This is a genomic window from Deltaproteobacteria bacterium (assembly GCA_016874755.1).
In the GTDB taxonomy this organism is placed as follows: domain Bacteria; phylum Desulfobacterota; class Binatia; order UBA9968; family UBA9968; genus DP-20.
This window is the reverse complement of the sequence record VGTH01000005.1, coordinates 108,128-133,537: the sequence shown is the minus strand read 5'-3', so window position 1 is coordinate 133,537 and position 25,410 is coordinate 108,128. Positions and strand designations below refer to the sequence as shown.

General features: G+C 57.7%; 26 protein-coding genes. 15 read left to right on the top strand and 11 right to left on the bottom strand.

What is annotated here, in order from left to right:
* Positions 1-9: 9 nt before the first annotated feature.
* The gene (locus FJ145_04820) at positions 10-1,089 is read right to left on the bottom strand and encodes a hypothetical protein (protein MBM4260750.1); all 1,080 of its coding nucleotides are present in this window, start codon (positions 1,087-1,089) and stop codon (positions 10-12) included.
* Between the two features lie 92 nt (positions 1,090-1,181).
* Between FJ145_04820 and FJ145_04815 the strand changes: the two genes are divergently transcribed.
* Complete coding sequence (locus tag FJ145_04815) at positions 1,182-1,385, top strand: cold shock domain-containing protein (GenBank protein MBM4260749.1); 204 nt, start codon at positions 1,182-1,184, stop codon at positions 1,383-1,385.
* Positions 1,386-1,396: 11 nt separating this feature from the next.
* Positions 1,397-2,059, top strand: coding sequence for a class II aldolase/adducin family protein (locus tag FJ145_04810; GenBank protein MBM4260748.1), 663 nt, complete (start codon positions 1,397-1,399; stop codon positions 2,057-2,059).
* 45 nt (positions 2,060-2,104) lie between these two features.
* Here FJ145_04810 and FJ145_04805 read toward each other — a convergent pair whose 3' ends face one another.
* From FJ145_04805 to FJ145_04795, 3 genes are read right to left on the bottom strand one after another with little or no spacing between them, the layout of a single operon-like run.
* Positions 2,105-3,799: an SGNH/GDSL hydrolase family protein gene (locus tag FJ145_04805; protein ID MBM4260747.1), complete on the bottom strand. Its 1,695-nt coding sequence runs from the start codon at positions 3,797-3,799 to the stop codon at positions 2,105-2,107.
* Positions 3,793-6,060: a hypothetical protein gene (locus tag FJ145_04800; protein ID MBM4260746.1), complete on the bottom strand. Its 2,268-nt coding sequence runs from the start codon at positions 6,058-6,060 to the stop codon at positions 3,793-3,795. Before FJ145_04800 ends, FJ145_04805 begins: the two co-directional genes overlap by 7 nt.
* Before the next feature lie 7 nt (positions 6,061-6,067).
* Complete coding sequence (locus FJ145_04795; GenBank protein ID MBM4260745.1) at positions 6,068-7,192, bottom strand: ornithine cyclodeaminase family protein; 1,125 nt, start codon at positions 7,190-7,192, stop codon at positions 6,068-6,070.
* A 173-nt stretch (positions 7,193-7,365) separates the two neighbouring features.
* On the opposite strand from FJ145_04795, the gene FJ145_04790 reads away from it, so the two are divergent.
* A complete protein-coding gene (locus FJ145_04790) occupies positions 7,366-8,118 on the top strand; it encodes a hypothetical protein (GenBank protein ID MBM4260744.1) in 753 nt (250 codons plus the stop codon).
* Between the two features lie 13 nt (positions 8,119-8,131).
* Here the strand turns inward: FJ145_04790 and FJ145_04785 are convergent, their stop codons facing one another.
* Complete coding sequence (locus FJ145_04785) at positions 8,132-8,914, bottom strand: trypsin-like peptidase domain-containing protein (protein MBM4260743.1); 783 nt, start codon at positions 8,912-8,914, stop codon at positions 8,132-8,134.
* A 112-nt stretch (positions 8,915-9,026) separates the two neighbouring features.
* Here FJ145_04785 and FJ145_04780 point away from each other — a divergent pair, with 112 nt between their 5' ends.
* The 3 genes from FJ145_04780 (at position 9,027) to glgP (ending at position 12,517) form a co-directional block, all read left to right on the top strand.
* Positions 9,027-9,797 carry a hypothetical protein gene (locus FJ145_04780; GenBank protein MBM4260742.1) on the top strand — a complete coding sequence of 257 codons (771 nt, stop codon included), beginning with the start codon at positions 9,027-9,029 and terminating at the stop codon, positions 9,795-9,797.
* A 176-nt stretch (positions 9,798-9,973) separates the two neighbouring features.
* The gene (locus tag FJ145_04775; GenBank protein MBM4260741.1) at positions 9,974-10,612 is read left to right on the top strand and encodes a hypothetical protein; all 639 of its coding nucleotides are present in this window, start codon (positions 9,974-9,976) and stop codon (positions 10,610-10,612) included.
* A gap of 210 nt (positions 10,613-10,822) precedes the next feature.
* Positions 10,823-12,517 carry an alpha-glucan family phosphorylase gene (glgP, locus tag FJ145_04770; GenBank protein MBM4260740.1) on the top strand — a complete coding sequence of 565 codons (1,695 nt, stop codon included), beginning with the start codon at positions 10,823-10,825 and terminating at the stop codon, positions 12,515-12,517.
* Here glgP and FJ145_04765 read toward each other — a convergent pair.
* Both FJ145_04765 and FJ145_04760 read right to left on the bottom strand, forming a co-directional pair.
* On the bottom strand, positions 12,507-13,451 hold the full coding sequence (locus FJ145_04765; protein ID MBM4260739.1) for an alpha/beta hydrolase: 945 nt from the start codon (positions 13,449-13,451) through the stop codon (positions 12,507-12,509). The two genes, glgP and FJ145_04765, sit on opposite strands and share 11 nt — an antisense overlap.
* The gene (locus FJ145_04760) at positions 13,400-13,915 is read right to left on the bottom strand and encodes a hypothetical protein (protein ID MBM4260738.1); all 516 of its coding nucleotides are present in this window, start codon (positions 13,913-13,915) and stop codon (positions 13,400-13,402) included. Before FJ145_04760 ends, FJ145_04765 begins: the two co-directional genes overlap by 52 nt.
* A 214-nt stretch (positions 13,916-14,129) precedes the next feature.
* Between FJ145_04760 and FJ145_04755 the strand changes: the two genes are divergently transcribed.
* The 4 genes from FJ145_04755 (at position 14,130) to FJ145_04740 (ending at position 18,347) form a co-directional block, all read left to right on the top strand.
* A complete protein-coding gene (locus FJ145_04755) occupies positions 14,130-14,687 on the top strand; it encodes a hypothetical protein (protein MBM4260737.1) in 558 nt (185 codons plus the stop codon).
* Positions 14,657-15,751: an endolytic transglycosylase MltG gene (gene mltG, locus FJ145_04750; protein ID MBM4260736.1), complete on the top strand. Its 1,095-nt coding sequence runs from the start codon at positions 14,657-14,659 to the stop codon at positions 15,749-15,751. The genes FJ145_04755 and mltG overlap by 31 nt, the downstream gene beginning before the upstream one ends.
* A 159-nt stretch (positions 15,752-15,910) precedes the next feature.
* Positions 15,911-17,341, top strand: coding sequence for a hypothetical protein (locus FJ145_04745; protein ID MBM4260735.1), 1,431 nt, complete (start codon positions 15,911-15,913; stop codon positions 17,339-17,341).
* Positions 17,342-17,357: 16 nt separating this feature from the next.
* Entirely contained in the window at positions 17,358-18,347 is a 990-nt protein-coding gene (locus FJ145_04740) for an AAA family ATPase (protein MBM4260734.1), read from the top strand.
* A 6-nt stretch (positions 18,348-18,353) separates the two neighbouring features.
* On the opposite strand, the gene FJ145_04735 is transcribed toward FJ145_04740, so the two are convergent.
* Together FJ145_04735 and FJ145_04730 are read right to left on the bottom strand one after the other, a co-directional pair.
* The gene (locus tag FJ145_04735) at positions 18,354-19,247 is read right to left on the bottom strand and encodes a cytochrome C (protein MBM4260733.1); all 894 of its coding nucleotides are present in this window, start codon (positions 19,245-19,247) and stop codon (positions 18,354-18,356) included.
* 6 nt (positions 19,248-19,253) lie between these two features.
* Positions 19,254-20,189, bottom strand: a complete 936-nt coding sequence (locus FJ145_04730; protein ID MBM4260732.1) for a 2-dehydropantoate 2-reductase — start codon at positions 20,187-20,189, stop codon at positions 19,254-19,256.
* Between the two features lie 97 nt (positions 20,190-20,286).
* On the opposite strand from FJ145_04730, the gene FJ145_04725 reads away from it, so the two are divergent.
* The 3 genes from FJ145_04725 to FJ145_04715 are packed head-to-tail and all read left to right on the top strand — an operon-like array spanning position 20,287 to position 22,056.
* Positions 20,287-20,490: a hypothetical protein gene (locus FJ145_04725; protein ID MBM4260731.1), complete on the top strand. Its 204-nt coding sequence runs from the start codon at positions 20,287-20,289 to the stop codon at positions 20,488-20,490.
* A gap of 36 nt (positions 20,491-20,526) precedes the next feature.
* The gene (locus FJ145_04720; protein MBM4260730.1) at positions 20,527-21,519 is read left to right on the top strand and encodes an ABC transporter substrate-binding protein; all 993 of its coding nucleotides are present in this window, start codon (positions 20,527-20,529) and stop codon (positions 21,517-21,519) included.
* Between the two features lie 12 nt (positions 21,520-21,531).
* Positions 21,532-22,056, top strand: coding sequence for a hypothetical protein (locus FJ145_04715; GenBank protein MBM4260729.1), 525 nt, complete (start codon positions 21,532-21,534; stop codon positions 22,054-22,056).
* Positions 22,057-22,129: 73 nt separating this feature from the next.
* Here the strand turns inward: FJ145_04715 and FJ145_04710 are convergent, their stop codons facing one another.
* Both FJ145_04710 and ribB read right to left on the bottom strand, forming a co-directional pair.
* Positions 22,130-22,345 carry a zinc ribbon domain-containing protein gene (locus tag FJ145_04710; protein ID MBM4260728.1) on the bottom strand — a complete coding sequence of 72 codons (216 nt, stop codon included), beginning with the start codon at positions 22,343-22,345 and terminating at the stop codon, positions 22,130-22,132.
* A 121-nt stretch (positions 22,346-22,466) separates the two neighbouring features.
* A complete protein-coding gene (gene ribB, locus FJ145_04705) occupies positions 22,467-23,639 on the bottom strand; it encodes a 3,4-dihydroxy-2-butanone-4-phosphate synthase (protein ID MBM4260727.1) in 1,173 nt (390 codons plus the stop codon).
* 116 nt (positions 23,640-23,755) lie between these two features.
* Here ribB and FJ145_04700 point away from each other — a divergent pair, with 116 nt between their 5' ends.
* Both FJ145_04700 and FJ145_04695 read left to right on the top strand, forming a co-directional pair.
* Positions 23,756-24,058: a CrcB family protein gene (locus tag FJ145_04700; GenBank protein MBM4260726.1), complete on the top strand. Its 303-nt coding sequence runs from the start codon at positions 23,756-23,758 to the stop codon at positions 24,056-24,058.
* A 588-nt stretch (positions 24,059-24,646) separates the two neighbouring features.
* A complete protein-coding gene (locus FJ145_04695; GenBank protein MBM4260725.1) occupies positions 24,647-25,081 on the top strand; it encodes a hypothetical protein in 435 nt (144 codons plus the stop codon).
* The last annotated feature ends 329 nt before the right edge of the window (positions 25,082-25,410 follow it).

Below are 25,410 nucleotides of genomic sequence, written 5' to 3'. Positions count from 1 at the left end.
CTAGGTGAGCTACTGATTTCGCAGATCGTACATGTCCAGAATTTTCCGCGCGGCAACCGCCGCGCCATTCAACCCAACGGTCGGCCAATGCGGCGGCTTGTTCAGCAGAGCCGTGGTGTATGGTGCGATGTTGCCGGCCAGCAGCTCGGTTTGCGGGATATAGGCGGCGTGGGCGCATTCCCGCAGTGCTTGCACTAAATACTCGTACTCGGCGAAATCGCCGCGGTCGGTGTAGAGCATCGGCACTCGCTGCGAAAGAACGTCGGCAACGATACCGTAGCCGGGCTTGGTGACCAGCACGTCGATGGCCGACAGCAAACCTTCGTAGTAGCGCTGGGTGTCGGGGAGGATCATAACGTTGCCGTCTTCGCGCTTCGCGTTGCCGGTGGCGAGAAAAAATAACTCGCTCTGCGCCTTGAGTTTGTCCCACGGCAGACGTTCAAGCCCCAAGCCGCCAAAGCTGAGCAGCACGATGGTCGCGCTTTGCGGCAAGCCAAATTGTGCCCGCGCTTTGGCTCTATCGATCCGAGGAGGGCGAGCGATCCAAGGAATCGCTTCTTGGCGTGGAAACGCATGCATCGGGCACGGGTACGGCAGCGTTAGCAGCAGACTCGTTTGGTTGTGGTAGCTTGCTATTTGCTCAACCAGCGGTTTGAAGTCAGGATAGTCGCCGACATAACCTTGGTAGATGACATCCCAGGAAAAATTGCTGATGCCCACTGATGGCACGCGCGCGCGCGCGGCTATCTCGAAGGCCAGGGGAGGAATGTCTGCGACGACGAGAGAGATGGCGTTTCGTTTTACGAACGCGACTTCTTGTTGGGTAAGGTTTTCCGCATCGCGGTACAGCGCCTGGCATGCGCGCAAGGTCGCCTGAAGGTCCATGTCGAGGCTATCGCGCTGGACGAGCCCGACATCGAGGGATTGCCTGGAACAGTCGGCCGCGCGGGGAAAGAGCCACTGCGGCGCCGTGGTGCGAACGTGAACCTTTAGTCCTGGGCGTGCCTTGAGCAGAGCTCGCACCACTTGCGCCGAGCGCACCGCGTGGCCGTAGCCATGACCGGAAATATAGTAGAGAATTGAACTCAAGCGGTTTTCGGAGGTATGTAATCGGAAAGAGGCTAGGGGTGCGACGAGAGATTGTCAAGATTCGATGCGCGAAAGCGGGAGAAGGTTGATCTATGACGGGAACAGTCAAAAAAGTAATGCGGCAAAAGGGCTTTGGCTTTATCAAGCCGGATGACGGCACCGAAGACGTTTTCTTTCACCGCGGCAGCATGGCGCCGCGGGTACAGATCGAAGACGTCAATGAAGGCGACAGCGTGCAGTTTCAAACCCGCAAGGGCGACAAAGGTCCGGTGGCCTTCGATTTGAAAATACGCTGAGCGAGGACTCGATGAGCAACGACGCTTACAAAACTGCCAAAGACGATTTCATCGCGGCCCTGCGGATCATCCACCGCGAAGGACTGAGCGATGCCTTCGCGCACTTGAGCATGCGCGGCAACGACGGCAACGAAATGCTCTTCATGCCGCGCAAGAGCCCGGCATTGGTGCAGCCTGAAGAATTGTTTTTCGTCGACTTCGAAAAACCGGTGCCGCAGTCGTCCTTACATCAAGCGATCTACAAAACCCGCAGCGACGTAAAGGCGATCTTTCATTTCCACTCGCCGGCGATTATCCTCATGAGCGTGCTGGGCCAAACCATTCGGCCGATGCACAACTACAGCGCGATTTTCTACGAAGGCGTGCCGCTCTACACAGGGACCGGCCAAGTCGAAACACCGGCGCGGGCCGGTGAAATGGCCAAGCTGCTTGGCAATTCGAAAGCCCTCATGCTGCGCGGTCACGGCGCCGTCGTCGTCGGCCAATCGATTCGCGAGGTCTGCATGCTGTCGCTGTTCTTGGAAGAATCGGCCAAGCTGCAAGCCGAAGCGATGCGCCTCGGCGAGCCGATGTTCATGTCGCGCGACGAGGCCGAGAAAATTGCCAAGCGCACGTTCAAGCCTGCGTCCGTGGAACGCGCTTGGGATCACTTCGCGGCGAAGTGGGCAGCTTGATGTTTTCTCAACCAATCGGGTAGTCAAAAGCAGGTTGACTGATGGTCAATCTGTCACGGCAATACGGGAGGTGCGCAGAGCATTGATTACCTGGGGGGCAAGCCAGTCTGCGAGGATATCTTGCCCGTAAGACGTCAAATGAACCGTGTCCCACCAGAGCGCTCCGGTCCGCAGCTTGCTAACCTCTCGCAGAAAGTCATTTGACGCCAGAACTGGAGCTGCATATCTTTCGCCCAACTTCCGCAGCACTTCATAGTTGGCAAGCACTCTTTTATCATCCGCCGGTTCAGGACTTCTCGCCTCTTGGAGCAAAAGTGTTTTGATGCCCGCTGCCTGGTTGAGTCCAAGGAATTCCTCAATGGCGGCGGCAAACTGCTCTGGGGAGCGCCGGTCGTTATAGGACAAGTTGATAAGCATGACATGAGGCCAAAATGCGTGATACCGAGACTTGTATTCCTTGAGCAGCTCGGCGGCCCGGAGCCCGGACATAGCAAGGTTGATTGACTCGACATGGAACTTGGGCGCCAAGGCATCTGTGACATGCTTGTGCACTCGCACAAAAAATGTTTCTTCCAGGCTTCGCGCACCGGCACCGATGGTTTGCGAGCTACCAATGAACAGGACCCGACAGTTGGGTGCTTTGCGCGCTGCATTACCGGGTGTCGACGGTAACCCCTCTACGCAAGATTGCGGCTGCGCTGCACAATAAATGGGCCCTTGAAATATCCGCTTGGCCGGGTACCCACGATCACTAAGGCTTTGGTGCGTGACGATCTCTCCCCCAGCCAAACCGTACCAACCGCTAAATGCCGCAAAACGTAATCGTTCGAAACTCGGTAGGCGAAAACTCTCTGTGCCAAGCAATGGACGCGTAATCCCCGAATCGCGGGGAATTCGCGTGGAGTAAAAATGAAAATCGAATAGATACCAGCTGCCGGCGCAGATAACGGCAACGAAAGACAACAGCAGCCAACAATAGAGGCCATCTTTGGTGCCAGCCCAGTAGCGTCCAAGCATTAGTTTTGATAGCAGAACGCCGAGAATGACCATGAGTCCATATGTGATAGCGAACGTCCGCCGCCAGTTTTTTGTATTACGAAAACTGTCACGAAACGGCGAACCACCGAGGGGTTGAATTTCCACATCATCGATCTTAGCTCCGTTCATTCCCCCACTAAAACCGACCAGACCGGCGGTTACACGGGAAGCTGCTTCGGGAGAAAAGATCTGACCATCGATCCTCAGGGTTACGCCGGACGGCGAACTCTGCACCGATGCTTTGTGCCAGCCGGCTCCAATGGTTTGCGTCGAGGCCGGTGTGATCGAGTGAAACCGCCCGGTTGGCGTGCTCTTATAAGCGATCGATGGGCTCTCCGGGCGTCTGCTCAGCCGAATGCCTGAATAGCCAGCATCATCTCGATCATAAATAATATCGAGATAGGACCCATCCTCGATTTGAAATCTGAAGTCGATTCGCCCGAGAATCAGCGGTTGTCGATAAAGAACTTCCTGATAGCCGAGGTTGCTACCGAGATTGAGCACATTTCGCGCCAGCGGGGTCCGTGTCAGGAGAAATTCATCCGCTCGAATCAAGCCCATTTTCATCATGCGCTTTTGGACGACCCAACGACCGTTGAGGTAGAGAGAGTTTTGCGAGTAGAGAACAATCTCCGTCAATAGCAGGACGGCGGGAAATAACACCGCGCAAGCCAAAAGAAAATGCTTGACGAACCTCAACATGCTTCGACTTCGACCAGCGTGTCGTAGAACGCATAGTTCTCGGAGCTCGCGCTAATCAGCTCGTGGGTGAGACTGTACGGATCGCCTTCGATAAAATCGCTCGCCCAAGAACCTTCCGAAATCACCGCGACACCGACTTTGATATCCGCATTGAGCCTGGCCTTGAGCGTAACGCTGCCGCGTTGGTTGTAGACCCGCACATAGTCTCCGCTGGCGATCTTCCGCTTCCCCGCGTCGGTCGGATGGATCTCAACCGTCGGTTCCGGTTCGAGGCGTTTGAACTTCGGTAAATTGGCAAACGTCGAGTGAATGCGGTGGCGGCTATGGGAAAAAAGCAGAGTGATGGGGAACTGCTTATACAAGGGACTCACCGGTGAAGCTTCCACCGGCTCACGATAGTAGGGCAGCTCAGCGCCATGCCGCAGTAACTCTTCTTTGTACAGCTCAATTCGGCGCGAAGGCGTTTTGAACGAGAAATCCGTGAACGCGACGTACGGATCGGCGGCGCGATTGAGCATGACAGCGTCTTCACGCTCGAGCCGCTCGAGGGTGATGCCTCGCAGCAAGGGATGATCGGTTTCAATCATTTCCTTCAGATAGGCCTCGGGCTGTTCGGCGAAATATTTTCCCAGCCCCATGCGCTCGGCGAGGCCGGCGAAAATATCCCAATCGCTCTTGCTCTCGCCCTCCGGCGCGACGGCCGGCCGCTGCAGCTGGAGGAACATACCGGCGATTAAATCTTTCTTCTCGAAGATCGTGCACGCCGGCAGAACCAGGTCGGCTAGCGCAGCCGTATCCGTCATGAAATGATCGACCACCACCAATAATTCGAGATTCGGTACAATTTCCCTCAGGGTGCGGCTGCGATTGACAGTGGTCTGATTGAAAAGATTCGAACTCGATAGCCACAACGCTCGAACCGGGTACGGCTCGCCATGCTCAATGGCAGACATCAAGGAAACCACATCGAGGGTGGCCGCTTCGCGCCCCTCCGGCGCACGGAAAGTTTGTAAATTGAGCGGCGCCGCGTAGGTGCCGTCGTGCACGCTGATGCCGCCGCCGGCAATGCCAATATTTCCGGTGGCGACAACCAGATTAGCAACCGCCCGCGCCGTGTAATCGGAGTAGTACCAGCGATCGACACCGTAGCCGATGCGGACTGACACGGGCTTTTTACGTGCAATCTTCCGCCCGAGCTCGACGATGGTCGATGACGGCACTCCGGTGATGTTGCTAACTTCGTCGGCAGAATGTTGCGCCGCGAGGTCGCAAAGCAATTGGAATGCCGGCGCGCAGGCGACGACACTGCCGTCGGCGCGCCGTGCTTGATAGTGGCCGCGTAGCGCTGGATTGGCGGACTCGCTGCAGCGCACGGCCAAGCCTCGCGACAAATCCCAAACCAAGTACGGCGCCGCGTCAGTCGTGTCATCGTCGCGCAGCAGTGCGCCGTTATCGCGCCGGACCAAGCACGGCGCGTTGGTGTAACGGCGCAAAAACTCGTCGTCCTGCCGATTGTTGCGGAGTATTTCGTTGAGCAGCGCCAGTGCAAGCGCGGTGTCGGTGCCCGGCCGCGGCGAAATCCATTGGTCGGCACGCTTTGCCGTCACCGTCCGGTTCGGATCGATGCAAACCAGTTTCGCGCCGCGCTTTTGCGCTGTGGTAAGAAAATGAAAATCGACCTGGCGTGTGTCCGCTGGGTTACCGCCCCAAAGCAAGATGAGTTTCGAATTGACGGCGTCGGCCATCTCGTGGCCACCAGGGCGAAAGTAGGTCGACGCCGGCACGCCGAACATATACTCGAGCCCCTTTGGCACACCGTAGTCGACGCCGCCAGCGCGATAGGCCGTGCCGCCGATGGCGGCGGCGAAACGCTGCGCCGAGCCTTTGGTGAGCACGCCGGCGGCACCGCTGCCGGTGAAAAAAGCCAACGAACGCGGGCCATGGCGTTCAGCAATCGCGCGCAGTTGCGTCGCAAGACGTTCGTACACTTCATCCCAGCTAATTCTCTGCCATTGCCCCTGGCCACGCGCGCCCGTGCGCCGCATCGGATAGCGCAGCCGATCTTTGTGATACTGCTGCTCCAAGCGCGCCATGCCCATGGCGCAGACGCGCCCGTCGTATTCTGGCAGCGGAAATGAGCCCGGTTCGATTTTGGCGATCCGCCCGTGCTCCACATGCGCCGCAATGCCGCAGCGCGGGTTGGCGTGGCAATTGGGATCGCACACGGTGCGGATGACGCGCGCTTCAGCCACGGCCTTCATTCAATCCTTAATCGCGAATATCTTGCAGGAACCACTCCGTCGGAAATTCTCTGCCGAGTCCTGCGGCCTTGGCGCGATCGTAGACCAGCGAGGCCACCGTGACAAACTGCAATCCCTTGACGCTATCCTCGCCGCCAACTTTTACGCCGCTCGACGCCGAGATTTCCTGAGCGCTGGTCCTGCCAGTGGCCCCGCCAGTGATCAGCTCGGTAAGGGAAACCAACCGGCCGTGAAAATCCTGATCCTTGCGGGCGCGCCTGCGCGCTTTGCCCTTGGCTTTTTCAAGCGCCGCCGCGCTGCCGGCGAGATAGGTCGTAAAACCCTGCGCGTCGTCGATGGCGGCGCCCTCGACGACTTGACTCGCCGGGCCGCCGCCGATGCAGAGATCAAGCTTGGGATACACGTCCGCAGCGAGCTCACCCGAAACTTGGGTCAAATGCATCCCCGGCTCGAGCATGCGTGCGTGAACGGTCGGCTCTTTCGAATTGGTGCAGGTCGCGAGAATATGCGCGCCTTTGGCTGCCGCTTCGGCGCTGCTACAAGCAATTACCTCGGCGTCGAGCGCTTGCGCCATTTCGCAGGCATATTGCTCGCGGTGCTCACGGTTCGGACTAAAAACTTGCACGCGCTTGACCTTGCGCACCGCCGCGAACGCCAACAGATGGCTATGCGCCATGCCGCCGGAGCCGAGCATACCGACGACCGAGGCATCCTGGCGGGCAAGGTATTTGGCGCCCAAAGCGTAGAGCGCGCCGACGCGGAGATGCTGCAGATAACCGTCGTTGATGATCGCCAAAGGCTCACCGTTATCCGTGCTGAATAACATGATCAGGCCGCAGTAAAGTCCCGGCTGCCGGCAATACTTGTCTTCGACTTTGACGCCGTGCCGGACCGGCCAGCTGACGACGTCGGACTTCAAGCGAATCGCGAAACGCTGCAAGCTTTTACTCGACCCTTCCATGGTGCCCCAGCGATGAAACGTCTCTGGTTTGCGCGTCTCGGTGTAAACATCGACCCGCGGCCGGCCGGCAAGCTCGCCGCGAGCAAGTTCTTTGTGGCCCTCTTCGATGACGCGCAGCGTGTCTTCCATGGTGAGAACTTGTTTGACCGCATCATTGTCAATGAACAGCATGCTCGTTGTCTCCCTATTGATTTGGAGCGTTTGGGTCGCGCCGATCCTATCACATGGCTTTGTAGAAGGGGGAGCGTCTCTTGGTCATCTATTTTGCTGGGCCATGGGGTCCTCGTCGCCTTGACGCTCTTTTTCTAAGCCCTTACACTTGGGCGCTAATGCTTTTAGGGTTCTTGAAAGATCGACCGCTGTTGCTCTCGGCGGTCTTGCTGCCAATTGCGCTGGTCATTTTCATCGTTGGCGGCGGTCAAGACTGGCTACGAGCCCGGTTTATCCGCTGGGCGGAACACTCCGAATCGACGGGTGCGTCGATCGCGGCAATGAAAGAGTTGCTTGCCAACGACCAACGGCTGCTGGTTAGTCACGAAAAAGCTCAATCAGCTCTCCGAGCGGAGGTGGTTCGCCAGCGCAAACTCTTGCAAGACGGCGGCACGGACAAAGCCGCGGTGACGCAAGCGGAACAAGCGTTCGTCGCCTCATTGCGAAAAGTGCACGAAATGCAAGCGCAAGTTCTCGAAATCCAAATCGCGATTACGGAAGCCGTGCTCGGCGCCAAAGTCGATCGCTTTGCGATGGCCGACAAGAACAATTTTCGCGAGACTGAAAACTTCGCCCGTTTCAGCGGCGGCGCCAATTGGTCGTTGCGCGACGCGCCGGCAATCCAAAACTACTTCGTAAAAACCTTTGGCTACAATTTGCCGGTTAGCGCCTACGGCCAAAGCCCGACCCACAATCGCTTGGGCTTCGATCATCGCAACGCCATGGACGTGGCGCTCTATCCCGATAGCACCGAGGGGCGCGCACTGATCAACTACTTGCGCCAAGCCGGCATCCCTTTCATTGTCTTCAAGAGCGCGGTGCTGGGCGCATCGACCGGTCCGCACATTCACATCGGCCGTCCGTCGGGGTGGATCGGCCGGCGCTGAAGCCGCTGGTCAATTATTCTACGCCGGCCTTCTTCAATAAATCTTTCAAATGACTGATTTGGATCGCGTAGGAAATCCCGCTGGGTTTCTCGATGGCGGACTCTCGGCTCGATTGCACGAAGACCTTATTGACGATGCCGATGACTTGGCCGCTTTGGATGTCATAAAGCGGGCTGCCGCTGTTGCCAGGATACGCCGTGGCGTCGAGTTGGAAGATATTGTAGGGCGCGATCAAACGAGCCAACACTTTCTTGTCGATCTGTTGTGCCGATAGCTGCGGAATCGCGATCGGTGTGATGGCGGCGATCATGGCCCTGTGGGTCACGGCATGGAGCCCGAGCACCATGCCAATGGGAAAGCCGGTGAGCGCGTAATACTCGCCCTCGCGCACGCGCGTCGAGTCGCCTAGCTTGAGTGCCGTCAAAGGTTCGCCGCTGATTCTTAAGACGGCTAAATCGTAGTCCAAATCTTCGGCGACTTTGGTGGCCTCACGAATGTCGGGGGTTTGCCCCTTGCCGGTGAAAATCGCCACAAACTCTCGCTTGTCAGCGTCGACCTTTTCTGGGAGCACGTGGGCGTTCGTCACGACGTGGAGCCCTTTGCCGATCACAAAACCGGTGCCGCGAAATACTGCCGGCGGTCGGCGGGTTTTCTGAAACGTGCCGACGGCGACAACGGAGGGCTTCACTTTTTCAATGGTGTCGGCGAGCGCGCTGAACTCAGCGGCGCCGCAATTTGCCGCCAGGCTCGCCGTCAACAAGACCGCGCCAAATAAAGCTCTGCCGATTGTCGTCATTGCCAACTAACTCCTTGGAACGGCGGCCATTGTAACGCGTGTGCCGCTGGACCCACAACCGTTCGACTAAATCTCTTGACCAAACCAGGGGTCAGCACTTACACTTCGGGGAATGCTCACCCGGTTCTGGCAGCACCGCTATGTTACCGTCGGCATCGGCGTTTTGCTGATAGGCCTCATCGCAGCGTCTAGCTACGCCCAAAATAAGGTCGTGCCGCGCTCGGCCCCGCGCGCCGCGGCCAATCCCGAGCTGGCGCGGCTGCGCGCCGACGTCTTGGAAAAGATGAAAGAGTCCCATGCCGGCGCGCAAAAACTTTTGGCCCTCCACGAAGAAGAAAAAAAACGCGTCTATGAAGAGTACTTGCAGCGGCGTGAGCTTTATCATCAGGGTTTGATCGCGCGCGTCGAGGTGGCGCAAGCCGAGCGCGCGTTGGCCAATGCCATCCTGCGCGTCGACGAAGAGAAAAAATGGCTCGCCGAGTCCGAGATCGCCATCACCGAAGCCTCGACGCGTGATATTATTTTGGGGTTGCCTATTCTTGGCGCCGGTGGCTACAGCGAAACTGCGGCCTTCATTCGCTTCAACGGCACGGCGCTATGGTCAATCGCCGACTCGCACAAGATCGAGGCATTTTTCACCCAAACCTTCGGCCGTGGCCTGCCCATCAGCGCCTTCGGTCAGACGCCTACCCATGATCGATTGCGCTTCGACCATCGCAACGCCATGGACGTTGCGCTGCATCCCGACAGCGCGGAGGGCCAATCGCTGCTCTCCTACTTGCGCCGCAGCGGTATTCCGTTTATTGCTTTCAGAAACGCAATCGCCGGGTCATCCACCGGCGCCCATATTCATATCGGCCACCCCTCGCCGGCAAAAAACTAATTCCAGAGCAGAGCCTCCATCTTCTCCCGGCGGGAGCTGCGTTGACAAGCAGATAACGTACAGACTCGGCGCTTTCGACAAAAAAGGGTTACCACGTGGCACAACCTGCGACTCCTCTCCCGGCATCGACCGTCGTTTTGGCTCGTCCTACACACTCCGGCGGCTTTGAGATTTTTATGAATCGCCGGCCGGATCACATGGACACCTACGCCGGCATGTATGTTTTTCCGGGAGGCCGGGTAGAAACCAGTGATTGGTCGGAAACCATTTTGCAGCAGATGCGCGGTGTGTCACCGGACCAGGCGCGCCAAGCGTTGGGCAGCGATGGCGCGGCAGAGTTGTGCTTGGGATACTGGGTGGCGGCAGTGCGCGAGCTTTTTGAAGAGGCCGGTATTCATTTCTTTGTCGATCGGAGTGGCGAACCCATCGCCACGGCAAAAGGCCAATCGTCGGAAACCTTGATGGAGAAGCGGCGCGCCTTGCAGCAGGGCGAGTTGGACTTTGCCCAACTCCTGGTCGCGGAAAGTTTGCACTGCGATTTAGGGCAGCTTAGCTATTTTTTTCACCGCGTGACGCCGGAACACTATTCAACCCGTTTCGACACGCGCTTCTACCTGGCCGCCCTGCCGCCGGAACAGGAGCCCCTGCACACCTCAGAAGAAGTGGTCGAGAGCATGTGGGTCACCCCCGGACAGGCTTTGCTCCGCCATGAAAAGAAACAAGCACCGATGATGCCGCCGACCCTGGCCGTGCTGCGCACCTTGGCTGACCAGCCCTCGTGGGAGGCTCTGCGCAGAGTCTACCGAATCGGCTGAAGCTGTGTTGTTTCAACGACTTATCTCGATAAGGCACCCATCAGAAACAACCCCTACGAATAATTGACAACGCGATTTCGTCCAAATACCAAAGCCCGCCTAAAATTGATGTGCTAACAAACCGATGATAGATTAAGGGACTGCCTCAAAATTGATGGCTTGACCTAAACGGCGTAAGCCGCAAGCGTGAACCAGAGCATAAAGTAAAGTATGGACAACCCCGACTTGAGAACCATCGCTTATTTTTCCATGGACGTCGCCGTCGACTCCGCGATCCCGACCTATAGCGGCGGCTTGGGCATTCTCGCGGGAGACATGCTGCGTTCCTCTGCCGATCTCGGCGTCCCGTTAATCGGCGTTTCGCTGCTCCATCGCAAAGGATATTTCGAGCAGCGGCTTGACGCTCAAGGCAACCAACAAGAGAGCCCGTCGAAATGGTCGCCGGAAAAATTTCTTGAAGAGTTGGCGCCGCAGGTCAGCATCGCCATCGAAGGTCGCGATGTGCGCGTGCGCGCCTGGCAATATCTGTTTTGCGGCACCAAAGGATCCACCGTGCCGTTGTTGTTCTTGGACACCGATCTCGATGCCAACGACCCGCACGACCGCGTGCTCACCGATCATCTCTACGGCGGCGATGAGCGCTATCGTTTGTGCCAGGAGGTGTTGTTAGGGATCGGCGGCGTGGCGATGTTGCGGGCGCTTGGCTATAACCGCCTCCATTCTTTTCACATGAACGAAGGCCATTCGGCGCTGATCACGTTGGCACTCTTGGAAGAACAAGCGGGTCATGGACGCGCCCGCGGCTTCAGTGAAACCGACATTCAAGCGGTGCGCCGCCAGTGCGTGTTTACGACCCATACGCCGGTACCCGCCGGCCACGATCGCTTTCACAGCGAGCTGGCAACCAAAGTGCTGGGCGAGCACCGGTCCACGGCCTTGCGCCAAATGGGTGTAATGAATGGCGAGTTGAACATGACCGAGCTCGCGCTCCACTTGTCTGGTTTCGTTAACGGCGTTTCGATGCGCCACGGCCAAGTGTCGCGCGGCATGTTCCCCAACTACGAGATTGATGCGATTACCAACGGCGTGCACGCCACCGCGTGGACCTCGAAACCATTCGCCGATCTTTTCGACGAGATGATGCCCGACTGGCGCAGCGACAATTGTTATCTGCGCTACGCAGTGGGCATAGCGCCGGCGAAGATCCGCCAAGCCCATGCTCAAGCCAAAAGAGATTTATTGCAGCAGGTACGCTGGCTCACCGGCACCCAGCTCGACGAATCTATTTTCACCATCGGTTTCGCGCGCCGCGCCACCGGCTACAAACGCGGCGATTTGCTGTTCACCGACTTAGAGCGACTCAAAGGCATCGCGCGCCGCGCCGGCGGTTTGCAGTTGATTTACGCGGGCAAAGCCCACCCGCGCGACGATGGCGGCAAAGCGATCATTCGGCGCATCTTCGAAGCCGCCGCAGAGCTCGCCAATGACGTGCGCGTGGTTTATCTGGAAAACTATGACATGGCGCTCGGCAAGCTGATCTGTTCCGGGGTCGATGTTTGGCTCAACACGCCGCTTCGTCCGCAAGAGGCTTCCGGCACCAGCGGCATGAAAGCGGCGCTCAACGGCGTGCCAAGTTTTAGCGTGCTCGACGGCTGGTGGATTGAAGGCCACATCGAAGGCGTAACCGGCTGGTCCATCGGCGACGCCAATGAAAACGATTCCGCCGCCGAAGCAAACTCGCTCTACGACAAACTAGAGAACGTCATCCTACCGCTCTACTACCAATCGCCCGATGGCTTTGCCCAAGTGATGGGCTCGTCGATTGCGCTAAACGGCTCGTTCTTCAACACCCAGCGCATGGTCTCGCAGTATCTGCGCAACGCCTACGGCCCGGTCAGCCGCTAGAGATCGCTGCTTTTGCCGAAGCCGCCCGGCGCCGCCGGTGCGCCGCTTCGATATGTTGGCGCCAGGCTTGATAGTAGCGCTCACCGCCCACAAAGTAGGTGTCATTGTGACCGGCACCGGCAATCGTGTAAAAGGTTTTCGGCACCAACGCCGCCGCAAAGACTTGCTTGCCCTGGGAAAACGGCACGACTTCATCGCGATCGCCATGCAAAATTAGCAGCGGCGCTTTGATGCCGCGTACTTTTTCCACCGTGGCATAGCGTGTGCTGGTCAACGAACCCAAGGGCAGAAACGGCAGTATCGCCCGCGCCATTTCTTGGATCGACGCGAACGGGCTTTCAAGGATCACCGCCATGCTCTCGAAGCGATTGGCCATCTCCGCCGCCACCGCGGCTCCCAACGAACGCCCGAAAATAATCAGTTCATCGGCGCCGACGTTGTATTTCTCTTTTAAAAAGCGGATCGCCGCTTCGCCGTCCTTGTATGTACCCGCTTCCGACACTGAGCCGCCGCTCTGGCCGTAGCCGCGGTAGTCAAAAATAAAAATATTGATCGGTATCCGCTCGTGCAGCATTTTGAGGTTTTCCACCCGATGGCTGATGTTGCCGGCGTTGCCATGGAACCAGATGAGCGTCGCCATCGCCTTCGGGTGGCGGACAAACCAGCCGTGCAGCCGCACGTTGTCTTCGGTCGTGAAAAATAGGTCGTCAAACGCAAGACCGGCCGCTGCCGGAGTCTGGTGCAGCACCGGGTCGGGGTGAAAAATGAGCCGGTCCATTGAGCAGCCGCTGCCCAGCACGGTCGCAGCCAGTAGCAATGCCGCGGCCGCGAGCGCGCGACTATTTCGCCACGCCGGATTGCCTGAACGCGCCGACACGACAATCAGTGCTTGTACTCGCCGCGGAGTTTCCATTCGAGGCCGTCGATAATACATTCGACGCTCGCCTGTAGGATATCGGTGGCGACGCCAACCGTGCCCCAGCGGTCCATCCCGTCGGCGAACGTTGCCAGCACCCGCACCAGTCCGCCAGCGCCGCGCTCTTCGTCGCGCAGAAGTCCGGGATGAAACAAGCGGACATCGAATTCTTCCAGCCGCACCTCGGAAAGTTGCGGGTAATGTTTTTCCAGAATCTTGCGCATCGCGTTGTCCACCGCGTGCACCGGTCCATGGCCGGTGGCGGCGACCAGCTCCTCTTCGCCGAAGACTTCGATCAATACCGTCGCTTCGGTGGTGCTGCGCACCAATTCGGGGCTCTGAAAATCGACCTGATCGTCGATCTTGCAGCGCAGCACTCGAAAAGGATTTAGATAGTCGTCGCGCCGCCGGATCGACATCAGCTCGAACGAAGCCCATGCCCCATCGAGCCGAAAGAAATCCTCTTTGAGATCTCGCGCCATGAAACCTCCCAGTGAAAATTTACAACAGATTATATATCGGCCGGGAAATTACGCTAGAGGATCGCGGCGAGCACACCGCAACAAAGCGAATACAAGCGTTTCTTGGCCCATCAGACCCCTTTTCTAAAGCAAAGCTCTGGCGCGGCAATTGCGTGATTTACTTTTCTCGTTTGGGCAAGTTTGTTATCATTTCGCAGGTCTGCAGGGGGTGCGGATGTCCGAGAACAAGTTGCAAGACTATTTTCTCAGCATCGTTCGCCAAAGCTTCTGGCAATTGGGCATTTACGATGCCACCGTCGCGAACTACGTTGCCGAGGTCTTGACCGATTTTGCGCGGGCCGACAATCTCTATAAGGTTCGCGGCCGCGGTGGTAAAAAGATCGATAGCGTCGTCGAGATGTTGGCGCAACAGAACGACGAGCTAAGCGACGAATCGTCGCTCATGAAGGAACGCTCGGTGCGCAAATACGTCGGCGACTACGCTCTGTTCATGAGCGGCATGTTTCGCAGCCATGTCCAGAAGCGCGGCTTTCTCGACTACTACATCCAAGAAGGCAGCCGGTCCTATTGGACGGTGTCGGAATTGGATCTATCGCTTTACCGCACCGGTTTTTTGCTTTATCAAGAGCTCTCGAAAAAGTTTGAGTACTATTCAGGTGCGCTCGACTACACTCGTAAAGCGTATTTCACCACTGAACCCGGTGAGGACCCGTTTGCGGGTTTCCTGCGTCAAGTCGAAGGCTGGGCCAAGGTCAATATCTCTACCAATTGATCTTGCCGTTTGCGAAACGTAGATCCGCTGTGAAAGGTATTCTCATCGCGCTTGGTTGCATCGTCGCGGCGGCGGCCCTCTCGTTCGGCGCCTTGGCCGCGCACATTCACTATTCCACGCCGACGCCCAGTGACACCGTGAGAGAAATTCACGTCGAGCCAGGCGACTCATTTTCCACGGTGGCGCGCAAGCTGAGCGAACAGCAGATCATCGTCAATCGCCAGCTATTCTCACTCTGGGCGCGGTTCACCGGCGCCGACAAAAAATTGCATTTAGGCTTCTATCGCTTCGAAACCCCAACTCCCGCCGCCCAGGTTCTCGATCGGATCGTCACCGGCAAAGGAACTTTGCTGAGCGTCACCATCCCTGAGGGTCTGACCATCGTCGAGATCGCCGAGCTGCTCGCCAAAGCCGGCTTCGCCGACAAAGAAAAATTTATCGCCGCCACCCAAGAACCGGAACTATTGGCGCAGCTCAATCTCCAAGGTAAGTCCCTCGAGGGCTATTTATTTCCGAGCGCGTATTATTTCGCGCCCCGCACTTCCGAGCGCAGGATCGTTGCGGTTTTGGTGGGGCAGTTTCGCCGCGCGTCGCGGCCGCTGTTCGAAAAAGTCGATGAGAGCATCAAGATGACGCCCCATGAGATTGTCACGCTGGCCTCGATCATCGAAAAAGAGACCGGGGTCGAAGCCGAGCGGACCTTGGTTGCCGCTGTTTTTCACAATCGCCTCAAGCGCGGCATGCCACTGCAAAGTGACCCAACGGTCATCTACGGCATCAAAGACTTCAACGGCAATCTGACGCGCAAAGACTTACAGGAGTACACGCCCTACAATACCTATCGTATCGCCGCGCTACCGCCGGGTCCCATCTGCAACCCGGGCGTGGCGTCGATCAAGGCGGCGTTGTCTCCGGCCGACGATCCCGCGCTTTACTTTGTTTCGAAAAACGACGGCACGCATCAATTCTCAGCCGATTTGGCCTCCCACAACCAGGCCGTGCGCACCTATCAGATTCTGCGCAATGCCGCGCCTGCGGCCAAAACCTCAGCCCGCGCGCGCTAGCGCTCTACAAGGCGGCGTCGAAGCGCTGCTCTGTTGCCTTCGCTCCGGAAGGGTTGCACCTCTGTCGCTCCGCTTTCGCACGCACCACGCACGTTCGTAAATGATCTGGCCGGGCGCTGGCGTTTTGGCTCTACCGATTAAGTGTTATAGTTGTCGCTCATGCAAGCGGTTTCCCAGTCCCTGCGCGGTGCGTCGCCCGAGCAATTGCTCGATCGGGGGTCGGCACAGTTGCGTAATCATGTTCTGCGGGACGCGCTTTTGTTGATCGTCCCGCCGGCGCTCGCCTGCTTGTACGGCTCGTTTCATCTCTTTCAACTCGGCTGGGTGGGCCAATTTGGGTTAGCGGCATTGGTTGCGGGCACGATCTCGTTGGCGGCCGTGGCGGTATTTTTACTCTTTCAACCGAAGATTCCTTCGCGCGACACAGCCGCGCAAAAAATCGATCAGCTAACCGGCGCCAAGGATCGTTTCGTCACCCTCGCCACCATTACTTCCGCTTCCTGCGCGCCGGAACTGCTAGGTCGATTGCGCCGCGAGGCGGCCGGCCTGCAAAGTCGCGTCGAGATCAAGCGCGATTTTCCCTATCGAGTCAAAAAACCTTTTTACTATTCTTTGATCGGCGCCGTTCTCGCGACGGCCTTGTTTCACCTGGTGCCGGTGCTGCAATCCAAGTTACGGCCTGTTGCACCGGCGGAGCGGGTCCGGCAATTGGCCGAGAAGGTAGCCTGGCGGCCGAATCTGCAGGAAATCGCGCGCAGCCTGCAAGTACTGGCGGTCAAGCTCGAAGACCCAAAAGCCACGCCACAGGAGCAGCAGAAACTCATCCAGCAAATGCAGCAACAAATCGAGCAGCAACAACGACAGCAGGAGAAACAACCGCTTCAACAACAAAACAAAGAGGAGCAACAAGCCGACCGCAACACGTTGAACGACGCCTCGGCGACGCTGAAAAGCTTGGAGCAGCAGTCGGGCGGCGGCCAGGAGCAGCAAAAAGACAAAGCTGGCGGCGGCGGCGACATCAAGAGCAACTTGCCTCAGGATGGCAAAGGTGAAAGTAAGCCGAGTCCGGGCGGCGATGGGCAAAGTAAAGGCGACGCCAACGCGCAGATGAGCGATGGCAAGCAGCAGGGGCAATCGGCCCAGGGCGACGCCAAGGGAGAAGCACAAAAAGCCGGCAACGAAAAGACTGGCCAAAGCAAAGGTGACTCCAAAAGCGATCAGAAAGACTCCAATCAATCCGGCGGCGAGAAAAATCAGGAGGCCGCCGGGAAAAACCAGAGCAACAACGCGGGAAAAGGCAGCAGAAGCAAAACTTCCGAGGACACTCCGCAAGGCGCTCCGCCCAGCGATCGGATGACACAAGGCGGCGACGGCGCTGGCGGCCTCAAGAACGCGCGCTACGTCACCGTGCAGCTACCGGAAGAAGTCGGCGCCGAGGAGAAGGGCCAAAGCAGCGGCACGAAGAACTCTAAGAACAATCGCGCCGGCGCCAAAGTACCGGTCAGCAACACGCCGCTGCCGCCGCATTTGCCGGATGCGCCGACCGAGCAGCAACGGATGCCGCTGGAGTACCGCGGGATCATTCGCTGATAAGAGAAGGGATTTAATGCAGCCGGAACAATTCAACCAAGTATTCAAAGCCCTTGAGGCCGAAGTTCGCAAGGTCATCGTCGGTCACGACGACGTAATTCGGAAAATCTTGATCGCCTTCTTTGGCGGCGGCCACGTACTGTTGGAAGGCGTGCCGGGTCTGGGCAAGACTCTATTGGTGAAGACCCTCAGCGGCGCGCTCGGCGTGTCATTCAAGCGCATTCAGTTCACGCCCGATCTAATGCCGTCCGACATCGTCGGCACCGAAGTGTTGGCCGAAGCCAATGGCCGGCGCGAATTTCAATTCAAAAAAGGGCCGATCTTCGCCCATGTCGTGCTCGCCGACGAGATCAACCGGGCGACGCCCAAGACCCAGTCCTCCGTCCTCGAAGCCATGGAAGAAAAGCAGGTCACTGTTTTCGGCGAATCGCATCTGTTGTCGTCGCCATTCATGGTCATGGCGACGCAGAACCCGATTGAATTGGAAGGCACTTATCCTTTGCCCGAAGCGCAGCTCGATCGCTTTTTCTTTAAGCTCTTGGTCGCGCCGCCCACGCCCGCCGAGCTAAAGGAAATTCTTAAGCGCACCACCGGTGCGGAAAACGGCGCGGTCAGCAGAGTATTGCCGGAAGACAACGGCCAGCTCATCAACGAAATGAAGCAGCTCCTGCGCCAAGTCTTGATCGCCCCGCCGATCGAGGACTACGTGGTGCGCGCCGTCCACGCGACCCAGCCGGGTCCGAGCAGCAACGGCGGCAAGGCGGCGCCGTCCATCAAGCAGTATCTACGTTTTGGTTCGAGCCCGCGCGGCGCCCAGGCGGTGATTCTCGGCGCCAAGGGCAATGCCTTGGCCGAGGGACGGGTGCACGTGAGCTATGAGGACGTCGAGAAGGTGCTTTACCCGGCGCTGCGCCACCGCATCATTCTCAACTTCCAAGCCGAAGCGGAAAACGTCAGCGCCGACCAGGTGCTAACCGAAGTTGTCAAGCAAGTGGCGCGCACCTGAATCTAATCACTTAGGTTTGTTCTTGATCGCCGGGATTGATTTCAAGTAATCGGCGATCGCCAGCGCGTCTTCCCTGGTCATGTCTTTGTAGCCATGGGGTGCGCCTTGGATCACTTCCAGCATCAGCCCCTGAACGTTGTCGAAGTCGGGCTTGATGCCTTTGATTAACAGCTCCGCGATATCTTCCCGTTTCCAGTCGCCGATGCCGGTCTCCTTGTCCGGCGTGATGTTGGGCACCAGTTCGCCGATGGGGCCGTCTTTCGGCGAGCCCGCCATGTAGAGCGTGCGGCTCGGCACGCCCAGCGAGTTGCGCGGCGTGTGGCAGTCGCCGCAGATCGCCACATGGTCGGTCAAATATTTCCCCCGGGCGATGCCGGCTTTGGGCGCCTGCGCCGGCGATTCATAAAACGTCCCGAAGGCTTTGAGCCAGGCAGCGGTGGCAACGCTGCGCGCAAACGGCGTGGAGGTTTTAAGCTCCGGTGTCGGTTTCCTCACCGGTTTCAGCGAGCGCAAGTAAGACAGCAGCGCGCGCAGGTCTTCCTGCGCCATACCGGAGTAAAGCGTATACGGCATCACCGGCAAAAGCCGGCTGCCGTCTTTGCGCAGCCCCTTGGTCATCGCATCCATGAACTGTTGGTCCGTCCAGTCTCCCAAGCCGGTTTCTTTGTCGGGCGTAATGTTGGTGCTATAGACCGTGCCCAGAGGAATCGGGAAGGCGCGCGCGCCGACGTTGTGCACGCCCTTCGGCTCGGTGTGGCACGCGCAGCCGCCGGAGATGGCGAAAATATATTGGCCGCGAGCGATCTGTTCCTTTGGTGCTTGAGCCTGCGCCGTGGCTATTGCGGGCAACAGCAAGGCGCCGACAGCTAAGACTATCTCGTATAGTGTTATTATCTGCATGACTTTCTACCCGCCTTTCCGCCGCTCGCGCATGCGCTGGTCGAGAAACGCCAGCGTCTGGCAGAAAACCTGATTGATCGGTGCTGTTTTGCCAACCTGGGTTAACGTTTCGACCACTATGCCATTGAATGCTTGGTATTCAAGCCGCTTACCAGCCGCGAGATCTTGCAGCATCGACGGCTTGAAGTGGCCCACCGTGCGTGAGAACGCCATCGTTTCGTCAATCGCCGCTGGAGCCAGCGCGATGCCCACTGCCGCCGCGGCGTCGCGCACTTCGTGCATGCAATCGACCGCCAACTGGTTAAGCGTAGCCGATTCGACGATTTCACGGGTGTCGGCGTGGGCCAGCACGCTAATGGCGCAAAAGGCCGCGTTCCACAAAAGCTTGCGCCATTGCACTTGGGCGATATGCGGAGTGACTTCGTGGGGAATCTGCGCCGCTGCCAACGCTTGGGCGACCATGCGAGTGGCTGTGTTTTCCTTGCCATCGCGGCTGCCGAAAATAACCCGCCCGCCGCTGGTGTGTTCGACCACCCCCGGGCCGGCCAATGCCGAACCGACGTACACCACGGCAGGTAAAATCCTCTCATGACCGTAGAAGCGTGCCAGCCTGTCGCCGTTGTCAACGCCGTTTTGCAGCGAAAGCAAGATCGTGTTGGGCCGCATCATGGGTGCGATAGCTTGCGCCGCCGCTTCGGTGTCGTAGGATTTTACGCAAAAAAGCACCAGGTCCACTGGTCCCACTTGGGCGGGAGTGTCCGTGTAAAGCGCGTTGGCCACCACCCTATCGCCTTCGTAGCTTTTGACGACGAGACCCTGCTTTCGCATCGCTTCGAGGTGAGCCCCGCGGGCAACAAAGGCTAAATCGTTAGCGGCGATGGCGGCCAGCCGGGCGCCGAAATAGGCGCCCACCGCACCGGTGCCCATGACAGCAATGCGCATGCGGCGAACTTACGGGGCCAACCGTGACCTTGTCAATTCCGCCTTTGACAAATCCCGATTTAAGCTTTGCCCGGCGATATGCTATGAAAATGACCCTATGGAAAAGATCGACCCGCAGGCGGATCACGAGAAGCTCGCCGGTTACCGGCCTGGGCAAACAGTCACGTTTCGCGGCCAGCCCTACGTGATTCAACGGCGCACAACCCTGGCTTCCGGTGAAGCAGCGGTGGTTCTGCAGGGTGAAAAGGATCAGTTCATGATCAGCGCCGCGCAGTTTCTCGCCGGTATCAGAGCCAATTAATTTTCGATTTCGGCAATTGATCTTAAGGAGAACTGCATGGGAAAAACTCGTCTGACGTTAGCTTGTTGGGATTACGACCGCACGCGCGCATTGCAAGATGGCCGCGTTGAAGTAGAGGGTGTGGACTTAACTTACTTGCCGCTCCGCGTCGAAGAAACTTTTTGGCGGATGCTGCGTTATGGCGAGTTTGACGTTGCCGAAATGTCAACGGGGTCGTTTCTGATGTCGCGCGACAAGGGCGCGCCGCGCTTAATCGGCATTCCGGTTTTTCCCTCGAAGACTTTTCGCCACTCCTGCATTTACATCAACACCGACTCGGGCATTAAGGAACCGGCGGAAATGGCGGGCAAACGGGTTGGCGTCCCAGAGTATCAGATCACCATGGCCACTTGGGCGCGCGGCATTTTGCAGCACGAGTACGGCGTCTTGCCCGAAACCATGATCTGGTTTACCGGCGGCGAGGAGCACCCGGGAAGACAAGACAAGGTGCAGCATAAATTGCCACCGAACATCAAGATTCAAGCCATCGCGGGCGACAAGACCTTATCCGGCATGCTTGAAACCGGTGAGATCGACGCGATGATTTCCGCCCACATGCCCTCGCCCTTTGTCCGGCGCCATCCGAAAGTGCAGCGCTTGATCCCCAACTTCCGCGAAGTCGAAGCCGACTATTTCAAGCGCACCAAAATTTTTCCGATCATGCATACCATTGTGATCCGCGAGGAAGTCTACGAGAAGGAGCCGTGGATCGCGCAAAGCTTGTTCAAAGCGTTCAATGAATCCAAGCGCATTTGCCAGGAAGCGATGTATGAGTTCTCAGCGCTAAAATACATGATGGCGTGGTCCATCGACGAGATGGAAAAAGAGCGGGAAATCCTCGGCCCCGATCCTTGGGCCTATGGTTTGGAAGCCAATCGGCATATATTGGAAACGTTGGTGCAGTATACCCACGAGCAGGGTTTGATCAGTAAGAAGCTCGACGTCAATTCACTGTTTGCCAAGAGCACGTTGGAAGAGTTCAAGATCTAATCGGCGAATTCCATGGCCGACGAAAAAGAGCAAGCCTTCGAAGAAACCAAATGGTGGATCGATCGCGGTCCGGTGAAAGAGCGTGAGAAGCCCGCCGAACCGGTCAAGGGCATCATTGAGAAATGGGCCTACGAGCTCCTAAAAAATTACAATCAAGACAAAGCCGCGCGCAACCTTGTCGACATTAACTCCAAACTTTTCAAGGAACTCTCGGTGGGACCGGGCGAGTGGGGCCATTTTTCCCTCGACGTCGGCAAGTATCCGGAAGACAAACTGGCGCGCATCAAATCCGGCCTGCCGCTGCCGCTGCGCTCCCGCGGCATCGTCATCGACGCGGGCTATTCGGTCCGTATCTTGATAACCGGCGAGCCGGTGGGCGAGCGCTACGTCGACATTAACTTCACCGAAAACCCGTCGCTCGATTGCTGGATCAACGGACAGCTTGTCGATGAGCGAGTTTTCTCTAACATCGGCGAAGCTCTCAAGCGCATCCGGCCGGAGCTGCCGTATTTCATCAATCCGCAGAGTCCTCGCTGAGCTCGGAATCTCAAACATGCGGACAAAAATCCGAGTTTGAGATCTGAAATCTGAGATTTGAAATTCGCTTCGATTAGTGGCAGCCGCAGCTGGACGGTGTACAGCCACAGCCCCCGCCAGATGGCGCGGCGCTAGCTTCCTTGCCCGAGGCTGGTGAGCTAAAAACTAACAGCTGCTTTCTCACGGATCGGCTGTCGCATTTGGGGCAACTGATCTTTTCCCGCGTCGACAGCACGATAGTTTCGAAGTGATGCTCGCAATCGCTGCAATTGTATTCGAAGATCGGCATTTGTCCTCGCTGGTCCTCGCTTCGCTCGGAATTACGAATTCCAAATTCAAGATTTCAAATTAAGCCCCGCGGTCGCGAACAATCTGGAATTTGGAATTTGTAATCTGCAATGCCGTTTCGGCTAAGCGCTTTTCGCTTTGCTTTTCTTACCCTCATCGCGCACCGGGTGCTCGCGCGGAATCGGCTCCAGTGCCGTGACTTCCAGACCGTAGCCGCGCAGGCCGACCAAGTGTTTTTTGTTGTTGGTCAATAGGCGCATCTTGCGCACGCCGAGGTCGCGCAGGATCTGCGCGCCGATGCCGTATTCTTTGAAGTCGGCTTGATAGACGAACGAGCGATTCATCTCCTTGCGATGTTTCGCTTCCACCCGTGGGTACGCCACCATCGCCGGATGGACACCCTTCTGCTCGGGCTGCAAGTAAAGAATCACGCCTTTGCCGGCGCGCTCGATGATCTCCATCGAACGCTCGATGACTCGGCCGGTGTTGAGCAGCGCGAAGCCAAAGACATCGCCGGGAACATATTTGGTGTGGACCCTGACGATGGTCTCTTCCTTTGGCGAAATCTCACCTTTCACCAGGGCAAGATGTTCGCTGTTGTCTACATGAGTGTTGTAGATGATCGCTTGAAATTGGCCGCCGACCCGCGTTGGCAGCGGCGCGCTGGCAGCGCGATAAACCAGAGAGTCGTACTGCAAACGATATTGGATCAAGTCGGCGATGGTACAGACTTTGAGCTTATGCTTGCGGGCAAATTTCATCAGGTCGGGTTGGCGCGCCATCGTGCCGTCGTCTTTCATGATCTCGCAAATCACCCCCGCCGGCTTAAGTCCGGCCAAGCGCGCCAAGTCCACCGACCCTTCGGTTTGCCCGGCGCGCACCAGCACGCCGCCGTTGCGCGCGCGCAGCGGAAAGATATGGCCGGGTGTGACGAGATCCGACGGTTTGGCGTCTTCGGCAATGGCGTCGAGAATCGTCTTGGCCCGGTCGGCGGCAGAGATGCCCGTCGTGATGCCGGATGATGAATCGACGGAAACCGTAAACGCCGTGCCGAAGGGCGAGGTGTTTTCCGAGACCATCATCGAAATACCGAGGTAACGCACCCGCTCTTCGGTGAGCGGCAAGCAGATCAAGCCGCGCCCGTAGGTTGCCATGAAATTGATCGCTTCGGGCGTGGTTGCTTCAGCGGCCAGGCACAGATCGCCCTCGTTCTCGCGATCTTTGTCATCCATTAAGATGACCATGCGGCCGCGACGGATCTCGTCGATCGCTTCTTCAATCGTAGCTAACGGCATGGGGCGTACTTTACCATCTTACCCGCGGCGGTCAAACGGAAATCCGGCGGATTGAAATCAGCCGCCCAATCCAATAGCGTCGGTGCGATCTACCCGATTGGAGAATCAAGCTAAGAATGATGGCTGCACTGCTCGTTAGCGCCGGGGGGTTTTCTCGGTTCGGTGCTGCGCTATTGGATGGCTGCTTCGGCTTGCTCGCCGGCATCGCCGAGCACAGGCGGTTTTTCGTCCAGGAGCTGCGCCTGTTTTTCTTCATTGGCGTCCTCGGTGGCTTCACCACGTTCTCTGCGTTCGCGTTCGAGACCACGACCCTAATGCGCGACTCGCGCTTGGTCGGCGCCTTGGCCAACATCGGTCTGCAAGTGGTCCTCGGACTCATGGCGGTGCGCCTCGGCCCGGCTTTTTCGCGCTGGATCTAGCTCTATTTTAGGCTTGGTTTTCCTTGACATTCACCCCAGCCGTGATATGGTGCCGCCACGATTCGGTGAAGATCACCCGCCTCCATAAATCGCTGGCTGCCCTTATAATCCTGTTTTTCTTCGTCCTTGGGGCCGTTGCTGTAAGTGTCGCGCATGAGTCGCCCTTGTCGGGCGACGCTCAGAGCGTGATGGCGCGTCTCGCGCTTTACGACGCACCAGCGCGCGTGCACGATCGGTTGGACGGTTCGCTGTGGCAGCTACCGGCGGGAAATCTACCTAGCTCAGGGCACAACGATGCGGATCGCGGTTGGGTTTATTGTCAACGATATCCAGTGCCGATGGCGCAGGCACTTATAAGTCACAACCGGGCACCCAAGGTTTCGTTACACATGCTGCAGTCGATCCTTTTGCTCTGAGCTCCTTGGTTTCGTTCTCGTCATTCACGAAGTTGTATTAGTCGAAAAGTCGGCGACCCTAAAATGGGTTGGCCCTGCAAACCTCGACCTTGTCCCCAAAGAAATTTCCCTGGGAGCATTGTACCGGGGAACCATGTGAGATCATCGGCGTCTAACGTTAGGGAGGTATTTCATGATCATCAAAAAACCTGTTGAGGCGCGCAAGCCGGATAACAGCAAAGGTCGGTCGCCCTACTGGGTCAAAGGTTTGAGCCCTTCCCATGGCGTGCATGAAGAGAAGGCCTTGTCGGTGTTTCAACCGGACATTTTGAGCGCGGCGCAATTTTTCTCCACCTACGAGCGGAAGTTTCACCTCGACCCCGAGCGGACTCTGCTGCTCGCCGTGCTGCAAGACGCGGTGATCTGCTATCAAGAAAATCTTTTTGCTACCAGCAAGAAGAAGCAAAGCCTTTTCATCGAAGCTGAGGAGTGGATTTCGAACGACGACAAATCCTATCTCTACGCTTTCGAAAACGTCTGCGAGCTGTTGGGCTTTGAGTCGGATTACCTGCGCCAGGGCCTGCTGCGCTGGAAAGAAGCCGCTTTCGAAGAGCGTATAGCGAGCTAAACCGTTTTTCCAACTCCAACCTCTCCGGGGGCCGGTCGCACCGCCCCCGGTAGTTTTCCTTTCCTTAGATCGCCGCCGTTCCATTCCCCATAGAATGTCGTGCCGGCCTCTCAAGGGCAAAGCCCTGGGTGTCACCCGCGCCGGCGATTTGAGCGCCTATCGCGCGCCGTGGTGAAGAAATTCAACATTCCCGAAAATGAAGTGACGAGTCGACCTGTAGGTGGCAGCCTTTCTCAAAGATCTCTGAGGCAGCGAATTGCGCTAGCTCCGATGGGCTTCATCCAAGTCCTTGTCTTACCTTTGAGCTTTTGTTAGTCCTGCGGCTGGTT

Excerpts from the sequence above, each read along its gene's own strand:
- FJ145_04765 (MBM4260739.1), bottom strand. The coding sequence starts at position 13,451 with ATGTATTATCGACGGCCTCGAATGGAAACTCCGCGGCGAGTACAAGCA.
- FJ145_04785 (MBM4260743.1), bottom strand. The coding sequence starts at position 8,914 with ATGACGACAATCGGCAGAGCTTTATTTGGCGCGGTCTTGTTGACGGCG.
- FJ145_04795 (MBM4260745.1), bottom strand. The coding sequence starts at position 7,192 with ATGCTGTTCATTGACAATGATGCGGTCAAACAAGTTCTCACCATGGAA.
- FJ145_04725 (MBM4260731.1), top strand. The coding sequence starts at position 20,287 with ATGGAAAAGATCGACCCGCAGGCGGATCACGAGAAGCTCGCCGGTTAC.
- FJ145_04730 (MBM4260732.1), bottom strand. The coding sequence starts at position 20,189 with ATGCGCATTGCTGTCATGGGCACCGGTGCGGTGGGCGCCTATTTCGGC.
- FJ145_04695 (MBM4260725.1), top strand. The coding sequence starts at position 24,647 with ATGATCATCAAAAAACCTGTTGAGGCGCGCAAGCCGGATAACAGCAAA.
- FJ145_04740 (MBM4260734.1), top strand. The coding sequence starts at position 17,358 with ATGCAGCCGGAACAATTCAACCAAGTATTCAAAGCCCTTGAGGCCGAA.
- FJ145_04760 (MBM4260738.1), bottom strand. The coding sequence starts at position 13,915 with ATGGCGCGAGATCTCAAAGAGGATTTCTTTCGGCTCGATGGGGCATGG.
- FJ145_04775 (MBM4260741.1), top strand. The coding sequence starts at position 9,974 with ATGAATCGCCGGCCGGATCACATGGACACCTACGCCGGCATGTATGTT.
- FJ145_04780 (MBM4260742.1), top strand. The coding sequence starts at position 9,027 with ATGCTCACCCGGTTCTGGCAGCACCGCTATGTTACCGTCGGCATCGGC.
- FJ145_04800 (MBM4260746.1), bottom strand. The coding sequence starts at position 6,060 with ATGAAGGCCGTGGCTGAAGCGCGCGTCATCCGCACCGTGTGCGATCCC.
- glgP (MBM4260740.1), top strand. The coding sequence starts at position 10,823 with ATGGACAACCCCGACTTGAGAACCATCGCTTATTTTTCCATGGACGTC.
- FJ145_04700 (MBM4260726.1), top strand. The coding sequence starts at position 23,756 with ATGATGGCTGCACTGCTCGTTAGCGCCGGGGGGTTTTCTCGGTTCGGT.
- FJ145_04720 (MBM4260730.1), top strand. The coding sequence starts at position 20,527 with ATGGGAAAAACTCGTCTGACGTTAGCTTGTTGGGATTACGACCGCACG.
- ribB (MBM4260727.1), bottom strand. The coding sequence starts at position 23,639 with ATGCCGTTAGCTACGATTGAAGAAGCGATCGACGAGATCCGTCGCGGC.
- FJ145_04745 (MBM4260735.1), top strand. The coding sequence starts at position 15,911 with ATGCAAGCGGTTTCCCAGTCCCTGCGCGGTGCGTCGCCCGAGCAATTG.
- FJ145_04810 (MBM4260748.1), top strand. The coding sequence starts at position 1,397 with ATGAGCAACGACGCTTACAAAACTGCCAAAGACGATTTCATCGCGGCC.
- FJ145_04815 (MBM4260749.1), top strand. The coding sequence starts at position 1,182 with ATGACGGGAACAGTCAAAAAAGTAATGCGGCAAAAGGGCTTTGGCTTT.
- FJ145_04755 (MBM4260737.1), top strand. The coding sequence starts at position 14,130 with ATGTCCGAGAACAAGTTGCAAGACTATTTTCTCAGCATCGTTCGCCAA.
- FJ145_04715 (MBM4260729.1), top strand. The coding sequence starts at position 21,532 with ATGGCCGACGAAAAAGAGCAAGCCTTCGAAGAAACCAAATGGTGGATC.
- FJ145_04805 (MBM4260747.1), bottom strand. The coding sequence starts at position 3,799 with ATGTTGAGGTTCGTCAAGCATTTTCTTTTGGCTTGCGCGGTGTTATTT.
- FJ145_04735 (MBM4260733.1), bottom strand. The coding sequence starts at position 19,247 with ATGCAGATAATAACACTATACGAGATAGTCTTAGCTGTCGGCGCCTTG.
- FJ145_04710 (MBM4260728.1), bottom strand. The coding sequence starts at position 22,345 with ATGCCGATCTTCGAATACAATTGCAGCGATTGCGAGCATCACTTCGAA.